The organism is Phaeodactylibacter sp., assembly GCF_022763345.1.
In the GTDB taxonomy this organism is placed as follows: domain Bacteria; phylum Bacteroidota; class Bacteroidia; order Chitinophagales; family Saprospiraceae; genus Phaeodactylibacter.
The window spans coordinates 18,902-36,256 of sequence record NZ_JALEGS010000111.1 but is presented as its reverse complement, the minus strand read 5'-3'; the positions used below and the strand labels follow the sequence as shown (position 1 = coordinate 36,256).

At 52.1% G+C, this 17,355-nt stretch carries 15 protein-coding genes; 10 read left to right on the top strand and 5 right to left on the bottom strand.

All coding sequences use genetic code 11. The features are described 5' to 3' along the window. Nucleotides 1-5: 5 nt before the first annotated feature. Both MRY86_RS26285 and MRY86_RS26280 read right to left on the bottom strand, forming a co-directional pair. Entirely contained in the window at nucleotides 6-854 is an 849-nt protein-coding gene (locus MRY86_RS26285) for a hypothetical protein (protein WP_293568098.1), read from the bottom strand. Between the two features lie 53 nt (nucleotides 855-907). Beyond that, a complete protein-coding gene (locus tag MRY86_RS26280) occupies nucleotides 908-1,459 on the bottom strand; it encodes a hypothetical protein (RefSeq protein ID WP_293568096.1) in 552 nt (183 codons plus the stop codon). A 482-nt stretch (nucleotides 1,460-1,941) separates the two neighbouring features. Between MRY86_RS26280 and MRY86_RS26275 the strand changes: the two genes are divergently transcribed. Next, nucleotides 1,942-3,780 (top strand): metallophosphoesterase, encoded by a 1,839-nt coding sequence (locus MRY86_RS26275; RefSeq protein WP_293568095.1) that lies wholly within the window; start codon nucleotides 1,942-1,944, stop codon nucleotides 3,778-3,780. On the opposite strand, the gene MRY86_RS26270 is transcribed toward MRY86_RS26275, so the two are convergent. Then, nucleotides 3,773-4,909 carry an ATP-binding protein gene (locus tag MRY86_RS26270; protein WP_293568094.1) on the bottom strand — a complete coding sequence of 379 codons (1,137 nt, stop codon included), beginning with the start codon at nucleotides 4,907-4,909 and terminating at the stop codon, nucleotides 3,773-3,775. The genes MRY86_RS26275 and MRY86_RS26270 overlap by 8 nt on opposite strands. Before the next feature lie 214 nt (nucleotides 4,910-5,123). On the opposite strand from MRY86_RS26270, the gene MRY86_RS26265 reads away from it, so the two are divergent. After that, entirely contained in the window at nucleotides 5,124-6,134 is a 1,011-nt protein-coding gene (locus MRY86_RS26265; protein WP_293568092.1) for a hypothetical protein, read from the top strand. A gap of 65 nt (nucleotides 6,135-6,199) precedes the next feature. Here MRY86_RS26265 and MRY86_RS26260 read toward each other — a convergent pair whose 3' ends face one another. Then, the gene (locus MRY86_RS26260; RefSeq protein ID WP_293568091.1) at nucleotides 6,200-6,685 is read right to left on the bottom strand and encodes a thioredoxin family protein; all 486 of its coding nucleotides are present in this window, start codon (nucleotides 6,683-6,685) and stop codon (nucleotides 6,200-6,202) included. A 158-nt stretch (nucleotides 6,686-6,843) separates the two neighbouring features. On the opposite strand from MRY86_RS26260, the gene MRY86_RS26255 reads away from it, so the two are divergent. After that, nucleotides 6,844-8,070, top strand: a complete 1,227-nt coding sequence (locus MRY86_RS26255) for a T9SS type A sorting domain-containing protein (protein ID WP_293568090.1) — start codon at nucleotides 6,844-6,846, stop codon at nucleotides 8,068-8,070. On the opposite strand, the gene MRY86_RS26250 is transcribed toward MRY86_RS26255, so the two are convergent. Then, a complete protein-coding gene (locus MRY86_RS26250) occupies nucleotides 8,010-9,407 on the bottom strand; it encodes an RNA methyltransferase (protein ID WP_293568088.1) in 1,398 nt (465 codons plus the stop codon). The genes MRY86_RS26255 and MRY86_RS26250 overlap by 61 nt on opposite strands. Before the next feature lie 65 nt (nucleotides 9,408-9,472). Between MRY86_RS26250 and MRY86_RS26245 the strand changes: the two genes are divergently transcribed. The 7 genes from MRY86_RS26245 to MRY86_RS26215 all read left to right on the top strand — a co-directional run bounded on the left by MRY86_RS26245 (nucleotide 9,473) and on the right by MRY86_RS26215 (nucleotide 17,314). Then, nucleotides 9,473-11,269, top strand: coding sequence for a helix-turn-helix domain-containing protein (locus tag MRY86_RS26245; RefSeq protein ID WP_293568086.1), 1,797 nt, complete (start codon nucleotides 9,473-9,475; stop codon nucleotides 11,267-11,269). 86 nt (nucleotides 11,270-11,355) lie between these two features. Further along, a complete protein-coding gene (locus MRY86_RS26240) occupies nucleotides 11,356-12,348 on the top strand; it encodes an NAD(P)-dependent alcohol dehydrogenase (RefSeq protein ID WP_293568084.1) in 993 nt (330 codons plus the stop codon). A gap of 24 nt (nucleotides 12,349-12,372) precedes the next feature. Next, entirely contained in the window at nucleotides 12,373-13,059 is a 687-nt protein-coding gene (locus MRY86_RS26235) for a DUF4386 domain-containing protein (RefSeq protein ID WP_293568082.1), read from the top strand. Between the two features lie 6 nt (nucleotides 13,060-13,065). Next, the gene (locus tag MRY86_RS26230; RefSeq protein ID WP_293568080.1) at nucleotides 13,066-13,923 is read left to right on the top strand and encodes an alpha/beta hydrolase; all 858 of its coding nucleotides are present in this window, start codon (nucleotides 13,066-13,068) and stop codon (nucleotides 13,921-13,923) included. Nucleotides 13,924-14,124: 201 nt separating this feature from the next. Continuing rightward, a complete protein-coding gene (locus MRY86_RS26225; protein ID WP_293568078.1) occupies nucleotides 14,125-14,496 on the top strand; it encodes a VOC family protein in 372 nt (123 codons plus the stop codon). Between the two features lie 176 nt (nucleotides 14,497-14,672). Then, nucleotides 14,673-15,821, top strand: coding sequence for a serine hydrolase domain-containing protein (locus tag MRY86_RS26220; protein WP_293572075.1), 1,149 nt, complete (start codon nucleotides 14,673-14,675; stop codon nucleotides 15,819-15,821). Nucleotides 15,822-15,919: 98 nt separating this feature from the next. After that, complete coding sequence (locus MRY86_RS26215) at nucleotides 15,920-17,314, top strand: glycosyl hydrolase 53 family protein (protein WP_293568074.1); 1,395 nt, start codon at nucleotides 15,920-15,922, stop codon at nucleotides 17,312-17,314. Nucleotides 17,315-17,355 lie beyond the last annotated feature (41 nt).

Sequence of the window (17,355 nt, the reverse complement as noted above, 5' to 3'; positions counted from 1 at the left end):
GAATTTCAATCAAACAGGACGATACGGAACGGGCTGTCGAGCTTTTGACGCAGTCGTTCTGCCTTCTGTGCATAAAAGGTGCTTTTGCCCTTTAGGAAAAAGTCCAGTTCTTCCCGGAAGCGCGGGCTGTCTTCGGCCCCTATGCCCAGCAGGGCGAGCAGCCGGGACCATCGGAGTTTTTCTTCACTTTTGTAGGCCTCCGGGAGTTGGCTGAAATGCACCTGCAGCAGTTGATCGAAGTATTGCAAGGCCGGCTCGTACTTTTTCTGGTAGAAAAGGCTGTAGGCCAGCAGCGCCTGAGCCTCCGGGAAGTTGGGGCTTTCGGGGCTGATTTGCATCATGGCCTCTTCTGCTTGCTGATACCGGCCGTTGAAGAAATCCTGCCGTCCGGCGCGGAACACCTGCTGCTCGGCTTCCGTACTCCTTACGATCGTGCTCAGCAAGGGTTCCTGGAAGGACTGCGCAATAGCCGAGTCAGAGTAATTCAGATTGGCCCATAGCACCCCGCCAATCGCCACAATTAGCAGAAAGCCCGCCGCCCATCCCAAAATCCGGGCCGGTCGGTTGGCTGTGGAAAGGGGCCTGACTTCAGCGGCAGCTGTTTTCGCCCGCCTTGCCTCCGCTTCGTGGTAGCGGTCTGCACCGGCCTTGACTGTTTTGCGCAGGTCCTCGTCCTGTAGTTCACGGCTAAGCCCCTTTTGAAGGTAAGCCTGCTGCTCCCAGGCCTGTCGGAAGTTGTCCTTACCGAGCAGTTGCGTGAATTCCTGTTTGTCCACTTCAGACATTTCTCCCTCGTAGTACTGGAAAATCAAATCCTGTTCCTGTTCTGTTATGGGATCAAATTCATTTTTCATGTAGCCAATTTTTTGGTGCTTTGGAGCGGTTATTGATTGTACAGCCGAAAGCGTTAGCGGTAAAAATTTCGAAGTTTTTCCATGCACCGGTAAAGCCGGGTGCGGATGGTCCCTTCTTTGATAGGCGTTTCCTCCCGGGTTTCCATTTGCAGGATGGATGCGATCTCCTTCGCCTCCAGGTTCAGCGCAACTTTGTAAAACACCAGCCGTTGACAGGGGTGTTTCAGTTGGCCAAAAGCCTTTAACGCCCGCTCAACGAGTACTTCCGATTCCGGAGCATCCGCAGGTGGCGGGGGCGGCAGTCCCGGCTTTGTCAGAGCCCGGACCAGGATACGAAGGCCAATTTTAGCTATGAATTTCCGCAGCGGTACCCACAGGCCGATCAGCTGGCCATTTTCCACCCGAATCCGCCCGGTACGGATAAATTTCAGGATAAACACCATGATGGTCTCCTGGAAAGCGTCCTCTGCGTCCTCCAGTTGTGCCCGTTGTACCTCCCGCCTTGCCCGGCCGATAAAGTACGGGTAGCATTTTTCATAGACCAGCGTTGTACCCCTGGACTCATCCTGCTGCAGCATAGCGATGATCTCCTCGTCTGACGACATAAATAGTGGTTTAGTGCTTGATCATTAATATATACCGCAACGCCTGATGTATCACGCTTCAAGGCCAATTTTCTTCATTTTTTGCGCATTCCGCCTCCCCAACCTTCTTTTTTTTTTAAAAAATCCTACGGTCAGACGTGACGCACCTGCGCTTCCGGTATATAAAAGCAAGGTCATTCAACCAGCCCGGAAAACACCTAAAACCCATTTCCCCGGTCTGCCGATGACCGGTGCCGGCAGGGCTTCTAACCCAAACACCCGCCTGCCTGGCGTAAAAAGGTTTCTATGTATAACCCCAATTTATTATCAGGCCCTTTTCGGTGGGAGGGGGCTTTTTTGTTTGATAGGGAAAGAGGCTGTTTTTACCCCTTTCTCGTTAGGCATGGAAAGATGGAGAATAGAATTTCCTACCTGCCGATCCTGCGCCATTTTAATTTAATGCGCAGTTAACGTCTAATGCCTATTTTAGCCGCAAAAACAACATGTACCGCCATTTTTGCCTCCTGACCTTCGCTTTGCTGATAACGGTATCCGCCTACAGCCAAAACTGCACCTCCGACACCCTGCGCATTGATACCACCGCCGGGCCCCACCCCTTCACCAGCCTGGAGCTGAATAATGACGACTGCCAGTTTCAGTTTGCCATCGTCACCGACCGGACCGGCGGGCACCGCCCGGGCGTATTCATGGACGGGGTGCGCAAGCTGAATCTGCTGCAACCGGAGTTTGTGATGTCAGTGGGCGACCTGATCGAGGGGTATACAAAGGATACAGTGGAACTGGAGCGGCAGTGGGAAGAGTTCACCGGCTTCACGGCCCAGCTGCAGATGCCGTTTTTCTATGTGCCGGGCAATCATGACATCACCAACGAAGTCATGGAGCGGGTGTACCTGGAGCGGTTCGGGCAGACTTACTACCACTTTATCTATAAGGATGTGCTGTTCCTCTGCCTCAACTCCGAAGACCAGTACCGGGGCTCCAACCGGGGAACGATCTCAGATGAACAATACGAATACATTGAGCAGGTACTGGCGGAAAATGAAGAGGTGCGCTGGACCTTCCTCTTCATGCATCAACCGCTGTGGATACTCAAAGACACCGAGCGCTGGGTGGATGTGGAGAAGCTGCTGGCCAACCGCAGGCATACCGTTTTTGTAGGGCACCACCACCACTATGTGAAGTATGAGCGCAATAACGGGCGCTACTTTATGCTGGCCACCACCGGAGGCGGGAGTGCCCTGCGTGGCCCGCAGCTGGGCGAGTTTGACCATGTGGTGTGGGTGACGATGACGGAGGAAGGGCCGGTGCTGGCCAACCTGCTCCTCGATGGCATCTGGGACGAAAATGTGGTCACTTCTGCGTCCAGCGATTTTGTGAAAACCATCACCGCCCTGCGCCCTATCCGTGTGGAGCCGCTGCTGATGGAAGGCGCTGCTTTTGAGGAGGCAGAAATGGTGGTCAAAGTCTTCAACGATCAAAACGTGCCTATGCAGGTGAAGTGGGATCAGCAGTTCAGCTGGGGACTGACCGGTGTGCTGAGCGCGCCTGAAATGACGGTAGCGCCTAACTCCGTAGACACCCTGCTAATCGACCTGAAGGCGCGTAAAGGCAAAACCGCACTTTCCAACCTGGAAGCCCTGCCCCTGAAAGCAGAGGTGAGTTTTGACACCAAAGACTTCCCGGACCTGTCTATCCCTTTCTCCTTCAATCTCCGCCCGGCACAGAAGTATCAGCTGGAGCAGGCACCAAAGCGTGTCAAGGTGGACGGAAAGCTGAAGGAATGGGAGAACCTGCCTTATACCCTGCAGGACTTGCCCGGCGAAAGCCTGAATGCCCGCTTCAACCTTGGCTATGACGACGACTACCTCTACGTCGCCGCCCGGGTGGAGGACGATCAGATCATGGTTGATACCGCTGAGGTCTCCTGGCAGCAGGACTTCATCGGGTTTGTGGTGAATGCCGAGCCTACTGCGGTCAGTGCCAGCCGGACGGGGCAGGGGTGGTACGAAAATTCCATCCTGTTCACGGTGGCACCGGAAACGAAGGAACTGCCGGCTTCGATTTTTTATGAGGATAAATTGCCGGAAGGTGCCGAATACCGCTGCCGGGTGGAAGCCGAAGGCGTCTATGTGCTGGAAGCGGCCATCCCTATGTCCTACCTCACAGAGCGGCAAGGCGAGAACTGGCGCTCCATCCGATTCAATATGGTGGTGCAGGACCGTGATGGCGGAAAATCCGAAAATGGATGGCCCCGTTATCAGTTCATGCCTGACTGGCGGGGCGGGGAGAATTTTGTGGGCTCAGGGCTGTTCTTTAGATAAAGTCAAGAACCTGTTCGGGCGTGATGCATTGGTAACGGGCTTCAGGGTAGGCATTCTGCCAGGGAGCGTAGCTGTTGCGGTACTTTTTGGGATTCCACTTGAACTCGAAGCCGTTCAGGTGGCCGCCCATTTCCTCCACGTAGTCAATTTCTGCACCTGTGTGGGTATTCCAGAAGTAAGTATTTGCAAATTGAAGGGTATAGCTTAGGTGCTTTTTGCGTTCAGCGATCAGAAAGTTTTCCCAAAGGCTTCCCTTGTCCTTCCGCAGGTGAATGGGGCTGAAGTCATTGATAACTGCATTGCGTACGCCTAGGTCATAAAAATAAATCTTGTTCATTTTTGTCATTTCTTTGCGAAGGTTTCGGCTGAAGCCCCCGAGCCGGAAAAGGACAAACCCCTTTTCTAAAAGGTCAATGTAGTTGTTGATCGTGTCTCGATTGACTTTCAGGCTTTTAGCGAGTTCCTGAATGGATACGAACTGTCCCATCTGGTAAGCCAGCAATTGGACTAACTGATTGAGTTTCTCAGGATAGCGAATGTTACCCAGTGCCAGTACATCTTTGTAGAGGTAGGCCTGTTTTAACTCGTTAAGGTATTGTACTTTCCGTTGCGTTCCTTCCGATGTAATGGCTTCAGGGTAGGAGCCGAAAAGCATCAAGCCTTCAAGCTTTGCGATGTTGAGCCCGGAAGAAATTTGGTTATGCTCCAGCCATTCCCGAAAGGAAATGGGGAATAGCGTGTAGGTCCAGGTACGCCCGGTCAGTGGTTCTGAGATCCGATTGGCCAGGTCCAGGGAAGATGAACCGGTAACGATGACACGCTTTTCGGGCATGGTGTCATGTATGATTTTCAGGTTGATACCGATATCGGTAATGCGTTGTGCTTCATCAATAAAGAGCAAATCCGCTTCGCCAATGAACCGTTTGAGTGCTTCAGGAGACCGGCTGGACAATACGGATAGATCCTCCCCACTATCGGCATTGACTTTGAGCGTTTTATAGTTTAACTTTTGAATGAGGTCATTAATTAGCGTTGTTTTGCCAACCTGACGGCTGCCGTACAGAATGATTATTTTATTGGAGTGCTGTAGTTCCTCTAAAAGGGTCGGTGCAAGGGCTCGCGCTATCATTTTTATTATAAAGATATAAAAACAGCACAATTCGCGCAATTTCCAACGGTCAACCATCGCAAATCGCGCGATTTGCGATGGTTCTTTGACGCTGTGCCCTTTTGCCCCCTTCTCTGCTTGCTTTGCGTCCTCCTCTCCGCGCTCTTTGCGTGAACCCCAAAAAACCTCCCCGAAATTCCGTATTTTCACCCCGAACCAACCACCTGAAAACCGCATGCACTACGAACAAGCCAAGGAACGCCTCATTAACGGCAAAACCCGCGAGGCCATAGACATGCTCCGGGAGCCTCTGGAAAAGACCCCGCTCTACGATGAATGGATGATGGTCCGCGCCCGCTACGAGACCCTGCGCGAGCGGGAAATGAAAGGCCTGCTATCGACTGCTGAGGCCCAGCTGGAGCACAATCGGATTAATGATGCGGTCCTGCGGCTGCTCGATAAGGCAGAGCAAAAAGAAGAGGTGCCGGTAGTACGGCAGCAGGCAACGGCTTCTACCGCTCCGCCCAAGCAGGGGCTTCCCAAGTGGGCCACCATGCTGATCGCAGCGGTAGTCGCCGTAGGGGCGCTCATTTTTATCAGAGGGCAGTTTGGGGAAGCTCAGGAGCCTGCGGCAGCGAAGACGCAGCGGGAAATTATACCGGAAACTAAAGAAGAGCCGGAATCTGCAAGCGTCACCCCGGAAAAAAAGCCCGCCACCAAACCCAACCGGGTAACACCTGAAACCAGGGCCATCGTGCCACCAAACCAGTCGGTAGCAGAAAAGAAGATCAATGAAGAAGCCACCCGGACGCTATCGGAAGTAGCCAGGGAAATGCCCAAAACAGAGCTGAAAAAAGTGGTAACCCTTGAGCCTGGCCCGTTGATTGCCAAATATGATGTCAGCAAAATATCCGGCAATCGTGACCTGCCCTTCGAAATCCATACCCTCAGCCACACCCAAAACATGATTCTGATGGAAATGACCCTGACCAACCGGACAGGCAAACCGGTGAAGCTGGGCGAAATGGAATTGCTGCATATAGGCGACCGCTCAGTGGGCAAAAGCCAAAGCCTTAACGGGACAATGATGGAGGCAGGGGATAAAATTACCGAAACCTTCAGGTTCGCATGGGCTATTCCCGGCGAGCTCCGGGCCTTCCGGATGAAGATGGGATACGCCATTCAAGGCGGAGATGGGCCCCGTACACTTAAGACCGACTTTGGGCTCTACAAGAAAATTCAGTAAAAAAGGATTGGAAAGCAGCAAACGCGCTTCCCAATCCTCTTTCAGAATAATCTTCTCTATTTGGCTTACTTGCCTTTGGCAATCATCTGGTCCACACCACCGGTAAACTGCTCTACGGTTGGGGTGTAGCCGGTTTTGCCAAGGGCCTCTATTTCGTAATTGCCCGACTCTTTGTTGCGGTTCAGATTGAATACCCAGATAGTAGGGTAACCGCGCACGCCAAAGCTCTGCTGCAAAGAATAATTCTGCTGACGGATTTCTTCCGGGATTTGCTTGCGGCGTGGGAAGTCCAGCTCCAGTAATACCACATTTTCGTTGGCCCACTTTTGAAAATCCGGCTTTTGGAAAACTGCGGCATCCAGGCGTTTGCACCAACCGCACCAGTCACTGCCGGTAAAATTGGCCAGGATGGGCTTGCCCGTCTCTTGTGAAACCTTGTAGGCCTCATCAATATTCACCAGCCATCCGGCTTTGGTTGCTTTGTAATCATCCTGTGCGCATGCGAAAGTGCCCATAAGCAGGAATGCAAAAAGAATGCTGAATTGTCTCATAAATGTATTTTCGGTTTTGAACTTCCTGTGCGGTTTACTATACAAAATTACAATATTACAAAAGAAAAGATGCATTCCACACAGTTAGCGTTGTGTTAAGGCAGGGATTACTTGATCCGAAGCAGATATTCCACTATTTTTCTCAAAATGGAAAATGTATGCTAATTACTCGCCTGATTTTCACCCTTGCATTAAGTCTGTTAATGGGTGCCTTTGCCTATACTCAGCAATTATGGATAAAGGAAGCGCTCGGCTACGATGATGTCACTCAGTCCTGGCTACCGGTAGAGCGTATTCAGTATACCTACGAAGGGGAGCAAGTAAAAACCAAAACCTGGTACTCCTGCGAATTTGGGGATAGCACATTGACATTGGCCCAACGGGAGACTTACGAATATCTGCCTGAGGGCAAACTGCTCCGAACGACTGGTGAAAACCCGGGAGACAACGGCGCTCTGCAGCGTACCTACCAATGGGATTACTTCTACTACGATGACGGGGGGATGGCGAAAGAGGAACGAAGAACATTCCGAGAAGGGGTAGCGGACCGCCTGGAGGTTACTCATTTTGATGCTGCCTCCGGGCAAAAAGACGCTGTGTTGTACTTCTCTTTCGGGGAGGACGGAATGCCTAATCTCCGGCAGCGCTCACTTTTTACCCATGAGGGAAGGCTGACCACTGAGGAAGTGTACATTGTGCAAAACGGCGAGTGGGTGATCGGAGGCAGAAGAGAGCAGGAAGTCGATGAATTTGGAAACCTTATCCGCGCATGGACCAACATTAGTGATTATATGCAGGAAGAAGCTTTCCTTTTTGCGTACGATGATTATGGTAACCAAGTGCTTTCATCCTATCTCGTGGACCCGGGAGGCCCTGAACCCGGACTTAGACCAAGCTATCAGATTACAACGGCATATGAGTACGAAGGCGGGCGTATTCAAACGGCTATCAGGAATAGTACTTTTTATCATCTGCACAATGGAGCGGTTGAGTCAGAAAGTCAGCTGGAGGATCAGTATGCCTACTTTTGTGACGGTGTTTTAAAATCCATCCATAACTTTGATGTATCCGGCAACCTCATTGGCCAAACCCGCTACTACTACCTGAACGGGACCGAATGTGACCCCCTAAAGAGGAGCAGTTTTGAGGTGCAGGCCTATCCCAACCCCACCTCCGGGCCGCTTATCCTTGAAAGTGATGGGCTGTTCCTGAAAGACAGTGAGGTTCAGGTTTATGACAGCAGCGGCAGATTAATGAAAAGCCTAACCGCCCGCAACCGAATTGATTACCTGGAATTAAACCTTACAAACTTACCCTCCGGTGTCTACTTCTTATCACTAAGGTCAGGGGCTGAATTCTCCACCGTCCGCGTGGTGAAAGACTGAAGTTTGATTTTCAGGTGATTGGGGAAATAGTTATTGACCCGGTTGGGCAGCATCTTGCCCCAGCCAATGCCCCAGCCATCGTAACGCATCAGGTGCCAGCCTTTTTGCCCGGGGCGGGCAGGGAGGGCCGCTTTGCGCAAATAGTCCAGCGCGGTGTCTTTGTCGAGGTCCGCTACGGGCGTATCCGGGTGCAGGTGCAGGGATAGGCTCAGGGCGTGGTCCGGTATCAGGTGCTTGCCTTTCATCAGCCCCACCGGCGTGCCAGGGTCTAGTCTGGGCAGGCTTTGTGATAAAATACTAAGTAGTGGAAGTGCGCCATCCGGCACGGCATACAGTTGTCCCTTTGGCGTGGTAAGGATACTGAGTTGGGCTTCAGGGTCAAGCCAGGATAGGGCAGCCTGTTCAGTAGCCTTAGGCACTTTCGTGAAATAGCGCATGGGGGTCTTTGAAGACCGGTTGGTTGCTTTTCCCTCTTTGCGCAGCACCGCCAGGTAGAACCCTTCGCTGCGGGTGCGGTGAGGGTAAAACTGGTACCCCAGGCCAGTAGGCATGATCCCCCAGTCTTCTGGCAAATCAAAAGAGACGGTCTCGAAGCCCCCTTTTTCGAGGATTCGGGCCACCTGATCGTCGTTTTCCCCCTTGTTGTAGGTACAAGTGCTGTAGATGAGGATGCCACCCGGCGCGATGAGGGGCATCGTATGATCAAGGATATTCTGTTGCCGGCTTTCACAAATGACCACATTTTCAGGATTCCACTCCTTTGTGGCATCTGGCGTTTTGCGGAACAAGCCTTCACCGGAGCAGGGAGCGTCCACCACCACCAGGTCGAACCGGCGCGTTAGGGGCGAAAAGCGCTCACTGTCCGCATGCGTTGCAATCACATTGGCCCGCCCCCATTTGGCCAGGTTCTCTCTAAGAATGGCGTAGCGGCCCTTAATCACCTCATTGGCTACCACAATGCAATCATCAGGGAGGGCATTGAGGAGCACAGTGGTCTTGCCGCCCGGTGCCCCGCAGAGGTCCAGCGCGGTACTGAAATCCTGCGTTTGCCGAAGCTGCTCCACCACATAGGCGAGGAACATAGAACCAGCTTCCTGCACGTAGTAGCGCCCGGCGTGGAAGTGTGGGTCTAATGTGAAGGAAGGGCGTTCCGGCAGGTACTGCGCAGTGCGGTTCCAAAGTACAGGGGAGCCTTCATAAATGGGCGCTTCCGTTTTGGCCCGGTTGTAATTGATGCTCACTGGAGCCGGGCTGTTGAGGGCTTCCGCAAAGGCAGCCCAGTCAGGCCCCAGTTGGTCTTGCATGCGTGCTTCAAACGCAGCGGGTAATGCCGGCATAGTTTATGATTGAGCGGTAAAGATATAAAGTACTATCTTTATTGCCTACTCATACTTCACAAGGCATGACTTCCAACACCATCGCTGTCCTCCCTTTCGTCAACCGCAGCCCGGACCCCGACAATGAATACTTCTGTGACGGTATCACAGAGGAAATTATCAATGCTCTGGCCCGGATCGAACAGCTTAAAGTTACTTCCCGTACTTCCTCTTTTCAGTTTAAAGGGCAGGCCATAGCGGTAAAGAATATCGCGCAACAGCTTGGCGTAGAGGTTATTCTGGAGGGAAGCATCCGTCTTTCCGGGCGCAAAGTCCGCATCATGGCGCAGCTGGTACAGGCAGAAGAGGATTTCCACTTTTGGTCGGAGACCTGGGACCGGCAGCTGGATGATATCTTCGCCGTGCAAGATGAGATCAGCCTCTTGATTGCTGACAAACTACGCGAGCAGTTCGGGCACTTCGAAATTGAAGATCACCTGGTGGAGCCTCAAACCGACAGCCTCGATGCCTATGCCTACGCCCTCAAAGCCCGGTATTACCACAATCAATGGAACCCCTCCGATGTCAAAAAGGCCATTGAGCTCTTTGAGAAAGCCATCGTCCTGGATCCCCGGCACACCGAATCCTACGTAGGCCTTGCGGATGCTTATGGGTTTCTGGCGACCACGCAGTTCATGGACCCGGCCGAAGGCTGGCAGAAGGCAGCGGACTATACGCAACAGGCCTTCGAGCTCAATCCTAAAAACGCCGGGGTACATTATCAGCTGGCCAACCTGGCTTTTTTCACGGAGTGTGATTTTGCGAAAGCTTTTGAGCACGCTCTGGAATCCATCCGCTTGAAGCCCAATTATCCGGAAGCGCAGCAGTTTGTTGCTTTTCTCTATACCCTGGAAGGCAGCATGAAGGAGGCGGAAGAGCACCTGGGGCTGGCACTCCTCATCGACCCGCTATCACAGGAAACCCTATTTTTCAAAGCTTTCTTCGATTACCGCAACGGCGATTACAAAAGTGCACTCCGGCAGCTTGATGCCTGCCTGCAGGCCAACCCGAATAATATTCCGGCTTACATACAGCGCTCTTATTGCCTGCTCATGGAGGGGCATTATCAGGAGACTCTCGACTTTATCCATCAGATTCCAAAGGACATTACGGTGGAAGGGGATAAGCTGGGCATCATTTGCCTGGCCCATATCCTGGCCGGGCACCAAAAGGAAGCGGCCTCTACGCTGGAATTACTCCGGGCTGAAGCGGCAAAACCAGCTGCTTTTCAGGCGCATTCCTACCTGTTTATGGCTTATGCCTGTCTTGAGGAGGCGGATGCTGCCTTCGAATGGCTGGAAGAGGCCCTCAAGCTCAATTCCTCCGTGCTATTGCTGAGTTACAGCGGACAATTGTCCAAAAGGCTGAGCGGTGATCCCCGCTATCAGGTTTTTCATGAACGGCTATATGGCAGAGGGGGCAGGGAAGAAAATGCCGAACAAAAAACAGCTTTGCTGGATGAAGCTACCTCGGAAGAATACCGTCAGCGGCTCCTGCAATTCATGGAGGAGGAAGAACCCTACCTGAATCCAGGCTTGTCACTGCGCAGCCTGGCGGAGCAGATAGAATTCCACCCCAATAAATTGTCCTGGCTGCTCAACGAAAGCCTGGGCAAAAACTACAACACCTTCATCAACGAATATCGAGTGGCGCACTTCAAAAAGCTCGCTCTCGACCCGGCCAACGCACATATCTCCCTGCTCGGGCTGGCTTACGAGAGTGGATTCAACTCCAAGACGGTCTTCAATACCTATTTCAAGAAGGAAACCGGTATGACGCCCCGGGCTTTCCTGAAAAGTGCGGATTCCGGTTCGGGAATATAAATCCGAACGTCTGCCTGCTTTTTCAGAACGCAGCGCCCTGCTATAGGGGCTTTCTTTGCATCATGAATCAGAAAAACACCACTATCATGACTGCATTGAAAATGAAAGCCGTTGTAATGACGGGCTACGGTTCCCCCGACGTTTTGACTTTTCAGGAGGTGGACAAGCCTGCTCCCCAACCCCACGAAGTTCTCATCCGGGTACACGCCTCCTCGGCTACCACTGCCGACGGCATGATGCGGACTGGCACGCCCTACTTTGGTCGGTTGATGCTGGGGCTTACCAAACCAAAGCATCCGATTCCGGGCACCGGCTTTGCCGGTCAGGTGGAAGCGGTAGGGGCGGAGGTGACACAGTTTCAGCCGGGCGACCGCGTGTTTGGCGAAACCACTCTGGGCTTTAGCACCAACGCAGAATACGTTGCCGTTCCGGAATCCGGGGTCATCAGTTTGATGCCTGATCAGTTGAGCTACGCTGAGGCTGCGCCCTTTTGCGACGGAGCCGTTACTTCCTGGAATTACCTTCGCCACCTGGCTAATTTGCAGCCCGGGCAACATATTCTTATCAACGGTGCTTCGGGCAGCCTGGGCACTGCAGCCGTTCAACTGGCGAAGTACCTGGGCGCAAGAGTGACGGCCGTTTGCAGTACCCGCAACCTTGGTCTGGTGCGCGCTCTGGGAGCTGATGAGGTGATTGACTACACCCGCAAGGATTTTACGAAAGGCACAGAAACCTATGATTTTATCTACGATACTGTGGGCAAAAGTTCTTTCAACGCCTGTAAGCCTGTGCTGAAGGGCAACGGGCAATACCTCTGCCCGGTGTTGGGGCTGCCACTGCTGCTGCAAATGATGAAAACCAACATTTCGGGTGGTAAGAAGGCGGTTTTTGCAGCTACCGGCCTGCGGTCGGACGAAGAACTGCGCGGCATGCTGAAGGAGCTCATCGAAATCTACGAAGCCGGTAAGCTCAAAATGGTCATCGACCGCCAATACCCGCTCGAGAAACTCGCAGAAGCCCATACCTACATCGCCGCCGGGCGTAAGAAAGGCAATGTGGTCATCACCTCCGCCGAATAAATCCAACCCTTCAAATCTTTAAGGATGAACCCCGATTATAATTATGCTGCCGTCGCAGGCGGTACTATCGTTGCCATGGCGCTGGCTGCCGGATTTTCCTACGGTTACGTCTGGACGACGCTGGTTGACTTTTCAGCCCCGGTACAAACGATCACCAATCTCAAAAATGCCCTGCCTATCTTCAGGGCAGGCATTGCCGGCTGGTTGTTCATTGCCTTGTGTGACGTAGTGGCTGCCTGGGCTTTGTACCTGCTGTTTAAAAGTACTCATCCCGGACTAGCCCTTTTGGTCGCTCTGTTGCGGCTGGCTTACACTGGTTTTTTGGAAATGGCCATTGGGGATCTGCTTTCTGCTACCGCTTTACTGGAAAGCGGCGCGGAGCTTTCCCCGGACCTGCTGAATCAGCAAGTATTGCTTCAACTGGAATCCTTTGAGGATACCTGGTCGATCGGGCTGATACTGTTTGGGCTACACCTGGCAGCGTTAGGTTTGTTAGTCCGGCAGACAAAGGCTGGGCATTGGATTTGGGGAATTTTGCTCCTGATTGCAGGATGTAGCTACACTTTGCTTCATTTGCAAAGTCTCCTAGGCATTGCGCCAAATGTAGCCTGGGGCACCATTGAAAATATATTGGCGGTCCCGATGACAATTGGTGAGCTGGGATTCGCCCTGTGGTTGCTGGTAAAACAGCCGCAATTCAACTCAAAATAAATGATAATGACCTCATTCTTTAAAACTCAAGCGGGCCGTGCAGCAGTCTTGTCCCTGTACGATCAAAAACTGCAAGACCTCGCTATTGAATACCAGTCACAAACCGTGCGCACTCAATTTGGGGAAACCCACCTGCTGGTCACCGGCCCGGTCGATGGGCCTCCGCTCATGATAGTGCATGGGTCCAACGGCTGCGCCCCAATCGCCCTGGAAACCTATCCCAATCTGTTCAAAAAGTACCGGGTCTACGCGGTAGATGTCCTCGCACAACCTAATAAAAGCGAAGGCGAGCGCCTGAGTATGGCCGACTTGTCCTATGGGCAGTGGATGAACGAACTGCTTATTCAGCTTGGACTGGAAAGCGTCACCCTGGCTGGCTTTTCCTTTGGTGGGCTTATTATTTTGAAAACCCTGGCTTTTGACGAATCACGCATCAAAGCCGCCTATTTGGCTGCCCCTGCCTATATAGTCAACGGTAACCCGCTGAAATTGCTCTGGAAGATGTTTATCCCAATGAAACGGTATATCAAAACAGGGAAGCCAAAGCATATCCGCCGGTTTTTAAGTGAAATCTTCACCGATGATGACTCGTTCGCGCTGGCGTTTCTTTCTGAGGTGTTTCTGCACTTTGAGATGGATTTTACCCCGGTACCGGTTATTTCAAAGATGGAGGCTGAGAGTATTCGGACCCCCATTACCCTTTTTGCTGCCCGACAGGATATAGTGTTCCCCGGAGAAAAAATGATCAAACGGGCTCAAAAACTCTTCCCAAGCCTTCGGCAGGCCGTTTTATTTGAAGACTCCAAACATGTGCAGGCCCGTGTCCATAATGATCAGATTGAAGCGCTGATCCTGAAGGCCTGATGTGCCCGATCAGGTCGCAAAGCCGAAACTTTTTGGCGGAACTGTGCGGGAAGGGGTTCACGCAGCGTCCGCAAAGTGTCACGCGAAGCTCGCAAAGGATTGCACGAATTCCGTTTAACCCTCAGCGGGATATTTTCTCCCTTTGCGTCAACTGAGTTGCTCCAAAATAGCTACCTTGAAGCCTAACCAAAACCAAAACCTATGCAACTCGGAGCCTTCTCAGTCAGTCTGAGCGTCAAAGACCTCGCAGCTTCCAAAGCCTTTTATGAAAAACTTGGCTTTGAAGTGTTCGGTGGAGATCAGGACAAGCACTACCTCATTATGAAGAACGGCGATACCTTGATCGGGCTGTTCCAGGGTATGTTTGAGCAAAATATCCTCACCTTCAACCCCGGCTGGGATGCCAATGCGCAACCCGTAGATGACTTTGACGACGTGCGGGTGATCCAAAAGGCGCTAAAAACCAAGGGGCTGGAATTGGTGCGTGAGGCAGATGAGCACACGGAAGGCCCGGCGAGTATTGTTTTGGTGGACCCGGACGGGAATCCTGTATTGATTGATCAGCATGTATAGCGGAATCGAATTTTCCAGTGAGTTCCGCGCTAAGCTGGTTGAGGTAGGTCGCATGGAGTAGTTTCTCAGCATTAGTGGGAATGAATAGTGTTGCTCGGCCCGTTTTCTATTCCGACCTTTCTTGTCTTTGGCGAAAAATCACTTTTTTCGTTCAGAAAAGATAAATTAAGACCGAAATGAAAGAGATATTCGACAAAAAGTCTTTAGTCCTGCTACTGCAAATTTGCCTGATGGGAACGGTCCTGTCTGCCCAATCTCCCGGGTTGATAGAGCTCATCAAAAGGGAGGTTCAAAATCTGCCTGATGGAACAGAAGTAAGTATTGGCGTTCTGAAAGATGGGGGCTGGACAAAAGCTGGTTACCGGTTAGAGGGTGATAGTCTGTTGCCAGTCAAAAATGATGACAAAATTTTTGAGATCGGATCGATCACCAAAACCTTTACCGCTTCCCTTATTATGAAACTGGCTGATGAGGGGAAACTCTTATTGACTGATCCAATGCAAGACTATTTGCCTGTACAATTGGCTCAGGATAGCTTTGAGGGCAGCACAATTACGGTTCAGCATTTGGTGACCCATACATCTGGTTTGTCAGCGGGGCCGGCAAGCTTCATTTTACCTTATTTACGGGCGCTGATTTTCACCCCCAAAAACCCCAACAGGAACTTTAAAGCCAAACAGTATTACCGGTATCTCAGAAAGTTTGAGCTGGACTATGTGCCAGGTGAGGAGTGGGATTACAATAACGCAGGCTATGGTCTGTTGGGTGAAATAGCCAGTAGCCTAAATGGCACGTCATGGGAGGAGTCTGTTCAGCAAAACATTTTCGACCCGCTGGCGATGTACAATAGTTATTTTGAAATCACCAAGCCAAATAAAGACCGCTTTGTTGAAGGGATTACGGCAAAAGGGAAGCGATCCAAGCCGTGGGAAATGAAATTTATCAATGCCGCAGGTGCCATCAAATCAACCTTAAACGATATGATACGCTATGCCTCCACCGAGTTGACAGCCGCTCCGGATAGCTTGCATTTCCTTTATGCTGCCCAGGACCCTCTAAGTTTTTCAATCAGGATGCCGGAAGGTAAACTCTGGGATGGAAATGCTATGGGCCTTGGCTGGTGGCATAACCTGGAGGATGAACAGCATCCATTTATATGGCACGGCGGGGCTTCAGGTGGATATACCTCTTTCATAGGGTTCTCCAAATCCGGGAACAAAGCAGTGGTCATTCTTACAAACATCAGCAGCTCCCATCCTTCAGCACGGGCAGAAAACCGTATTCCCAAGCCTATCTTGCTAGGCCAAAAAATATTACGCATGTAGGGGAGGGGGGAAGTCAAAAGAGCCAACGTTTAAGGATTTACGCTTATCTATGAATGCAGGGTGCACTCTACCCGTTTTCCAGCTTAACACATTGTAAAATGATGAACTACCGATTATGCCTTTCCTTTCTGCTCCTGCCTTTTTTTGTTATAGCCCAGGAAGATTTCCTCCGGGGTGCCGATTTATCCTACGTCAATGAATTGGAAGATTGCGGAGCCGTCTTCAGTCTGAACGGGGAGGCCCAAGACCCCTACGCCCTGTTTGCCAATGCCGGCTGTGGTATCGTCCGCTTACGCCTCTGGCATACGCCAAGCTGGTACGACACCCTTAATGCCGGGCAGCGCTACAGCGATTTTGAGGACGTTCGCCGTTCAGCAGAGCGGGCGAGGGCTGCGGGCATGCAAATCCTGCTGGATTTTCACCTGTCTGACTTTTGGGCAGACCCTGGCCGGCAGTGGATTCCCGCCGCCTGGTCACCGGTGGCTGATGATCTGCCGGCACTACAGGATTCTTTGTACAACTACATCCACGGTACCCTCATGGCGATGCACGAGCGCGGGCTGCTCCCGGAAATGGTACAGGTGGGCAACGAAACCAACCGGGGAATCCTGTTGCCCATCGCCGTGAATGATGCTGGCTGGGTGCTCGACTGGGACCGCAATGGCCCCCTGTTTCAAACCGGGCTACAGGCGGTGGCTGACGTGGAAGCCGCTACCGGGCAAAATATCCGCACTGCCTTGCACATTGCCGGCCCCACTAATGCCCATTGGCTTATGGAAGGCTTCACCGATCATGGCGTTACGGATTTTGACATCATCGGGCTTTCGTATTACTGGCAGTGGCACATGCCCGCCACCATTCAACAAACGGGCAGCATTATCAGCAGCCTTCGGGAAGCCTATCCGGACAAGGAAGTAATGATCTTCGAAACCGGATATCCCTGGACGTTGGATTGGGCAGATGAGGCATCTAATATTCTCACCACCGCCCACCCGGACTACGCTCCGATTAGCCCGCAGGCCCAAAAACAATGGATGCTGGATTTGGATGCAGCAGTCCGCAGCAATGGTGGTTCCGGGCTGTTTTATTGGGAACCGGCCTGGGTGAGTACGGATTGCTACACCCCCTGGGGGCAGGGCTCGCACAAGGAGAATGCTACCTTTTTCGATTTCAGCGGGGCCGTATTAGACAATGGCGGTATGGACTGGTTTGGGGCAGCAACGACATCCGTTGAAGCACAACCCATACTGGAAACGCCCGCTATTCTGCTAAATTACCTGGAGAACCGTACCCTTTCGGTTGAAGTGCCGCCCGGTATTCCCGACAGCCTCACCTGCCAGGTGTTCAGTATTGATGGCAAGGGCGTGGCAAGTTATGCTTTGGTACAAGGGAGCAATACCCTGCAGTTATCCGAAGTACCGCCGGGGCAGTACGTGGCTTTGGTGCAGGCGGGGCGGGTTATTTATTTTACGCGGTTGATTCCAATACGCTAATTTGCAATTCAGCCACCTCTGAGTGCAATTCAGCCAGTTGT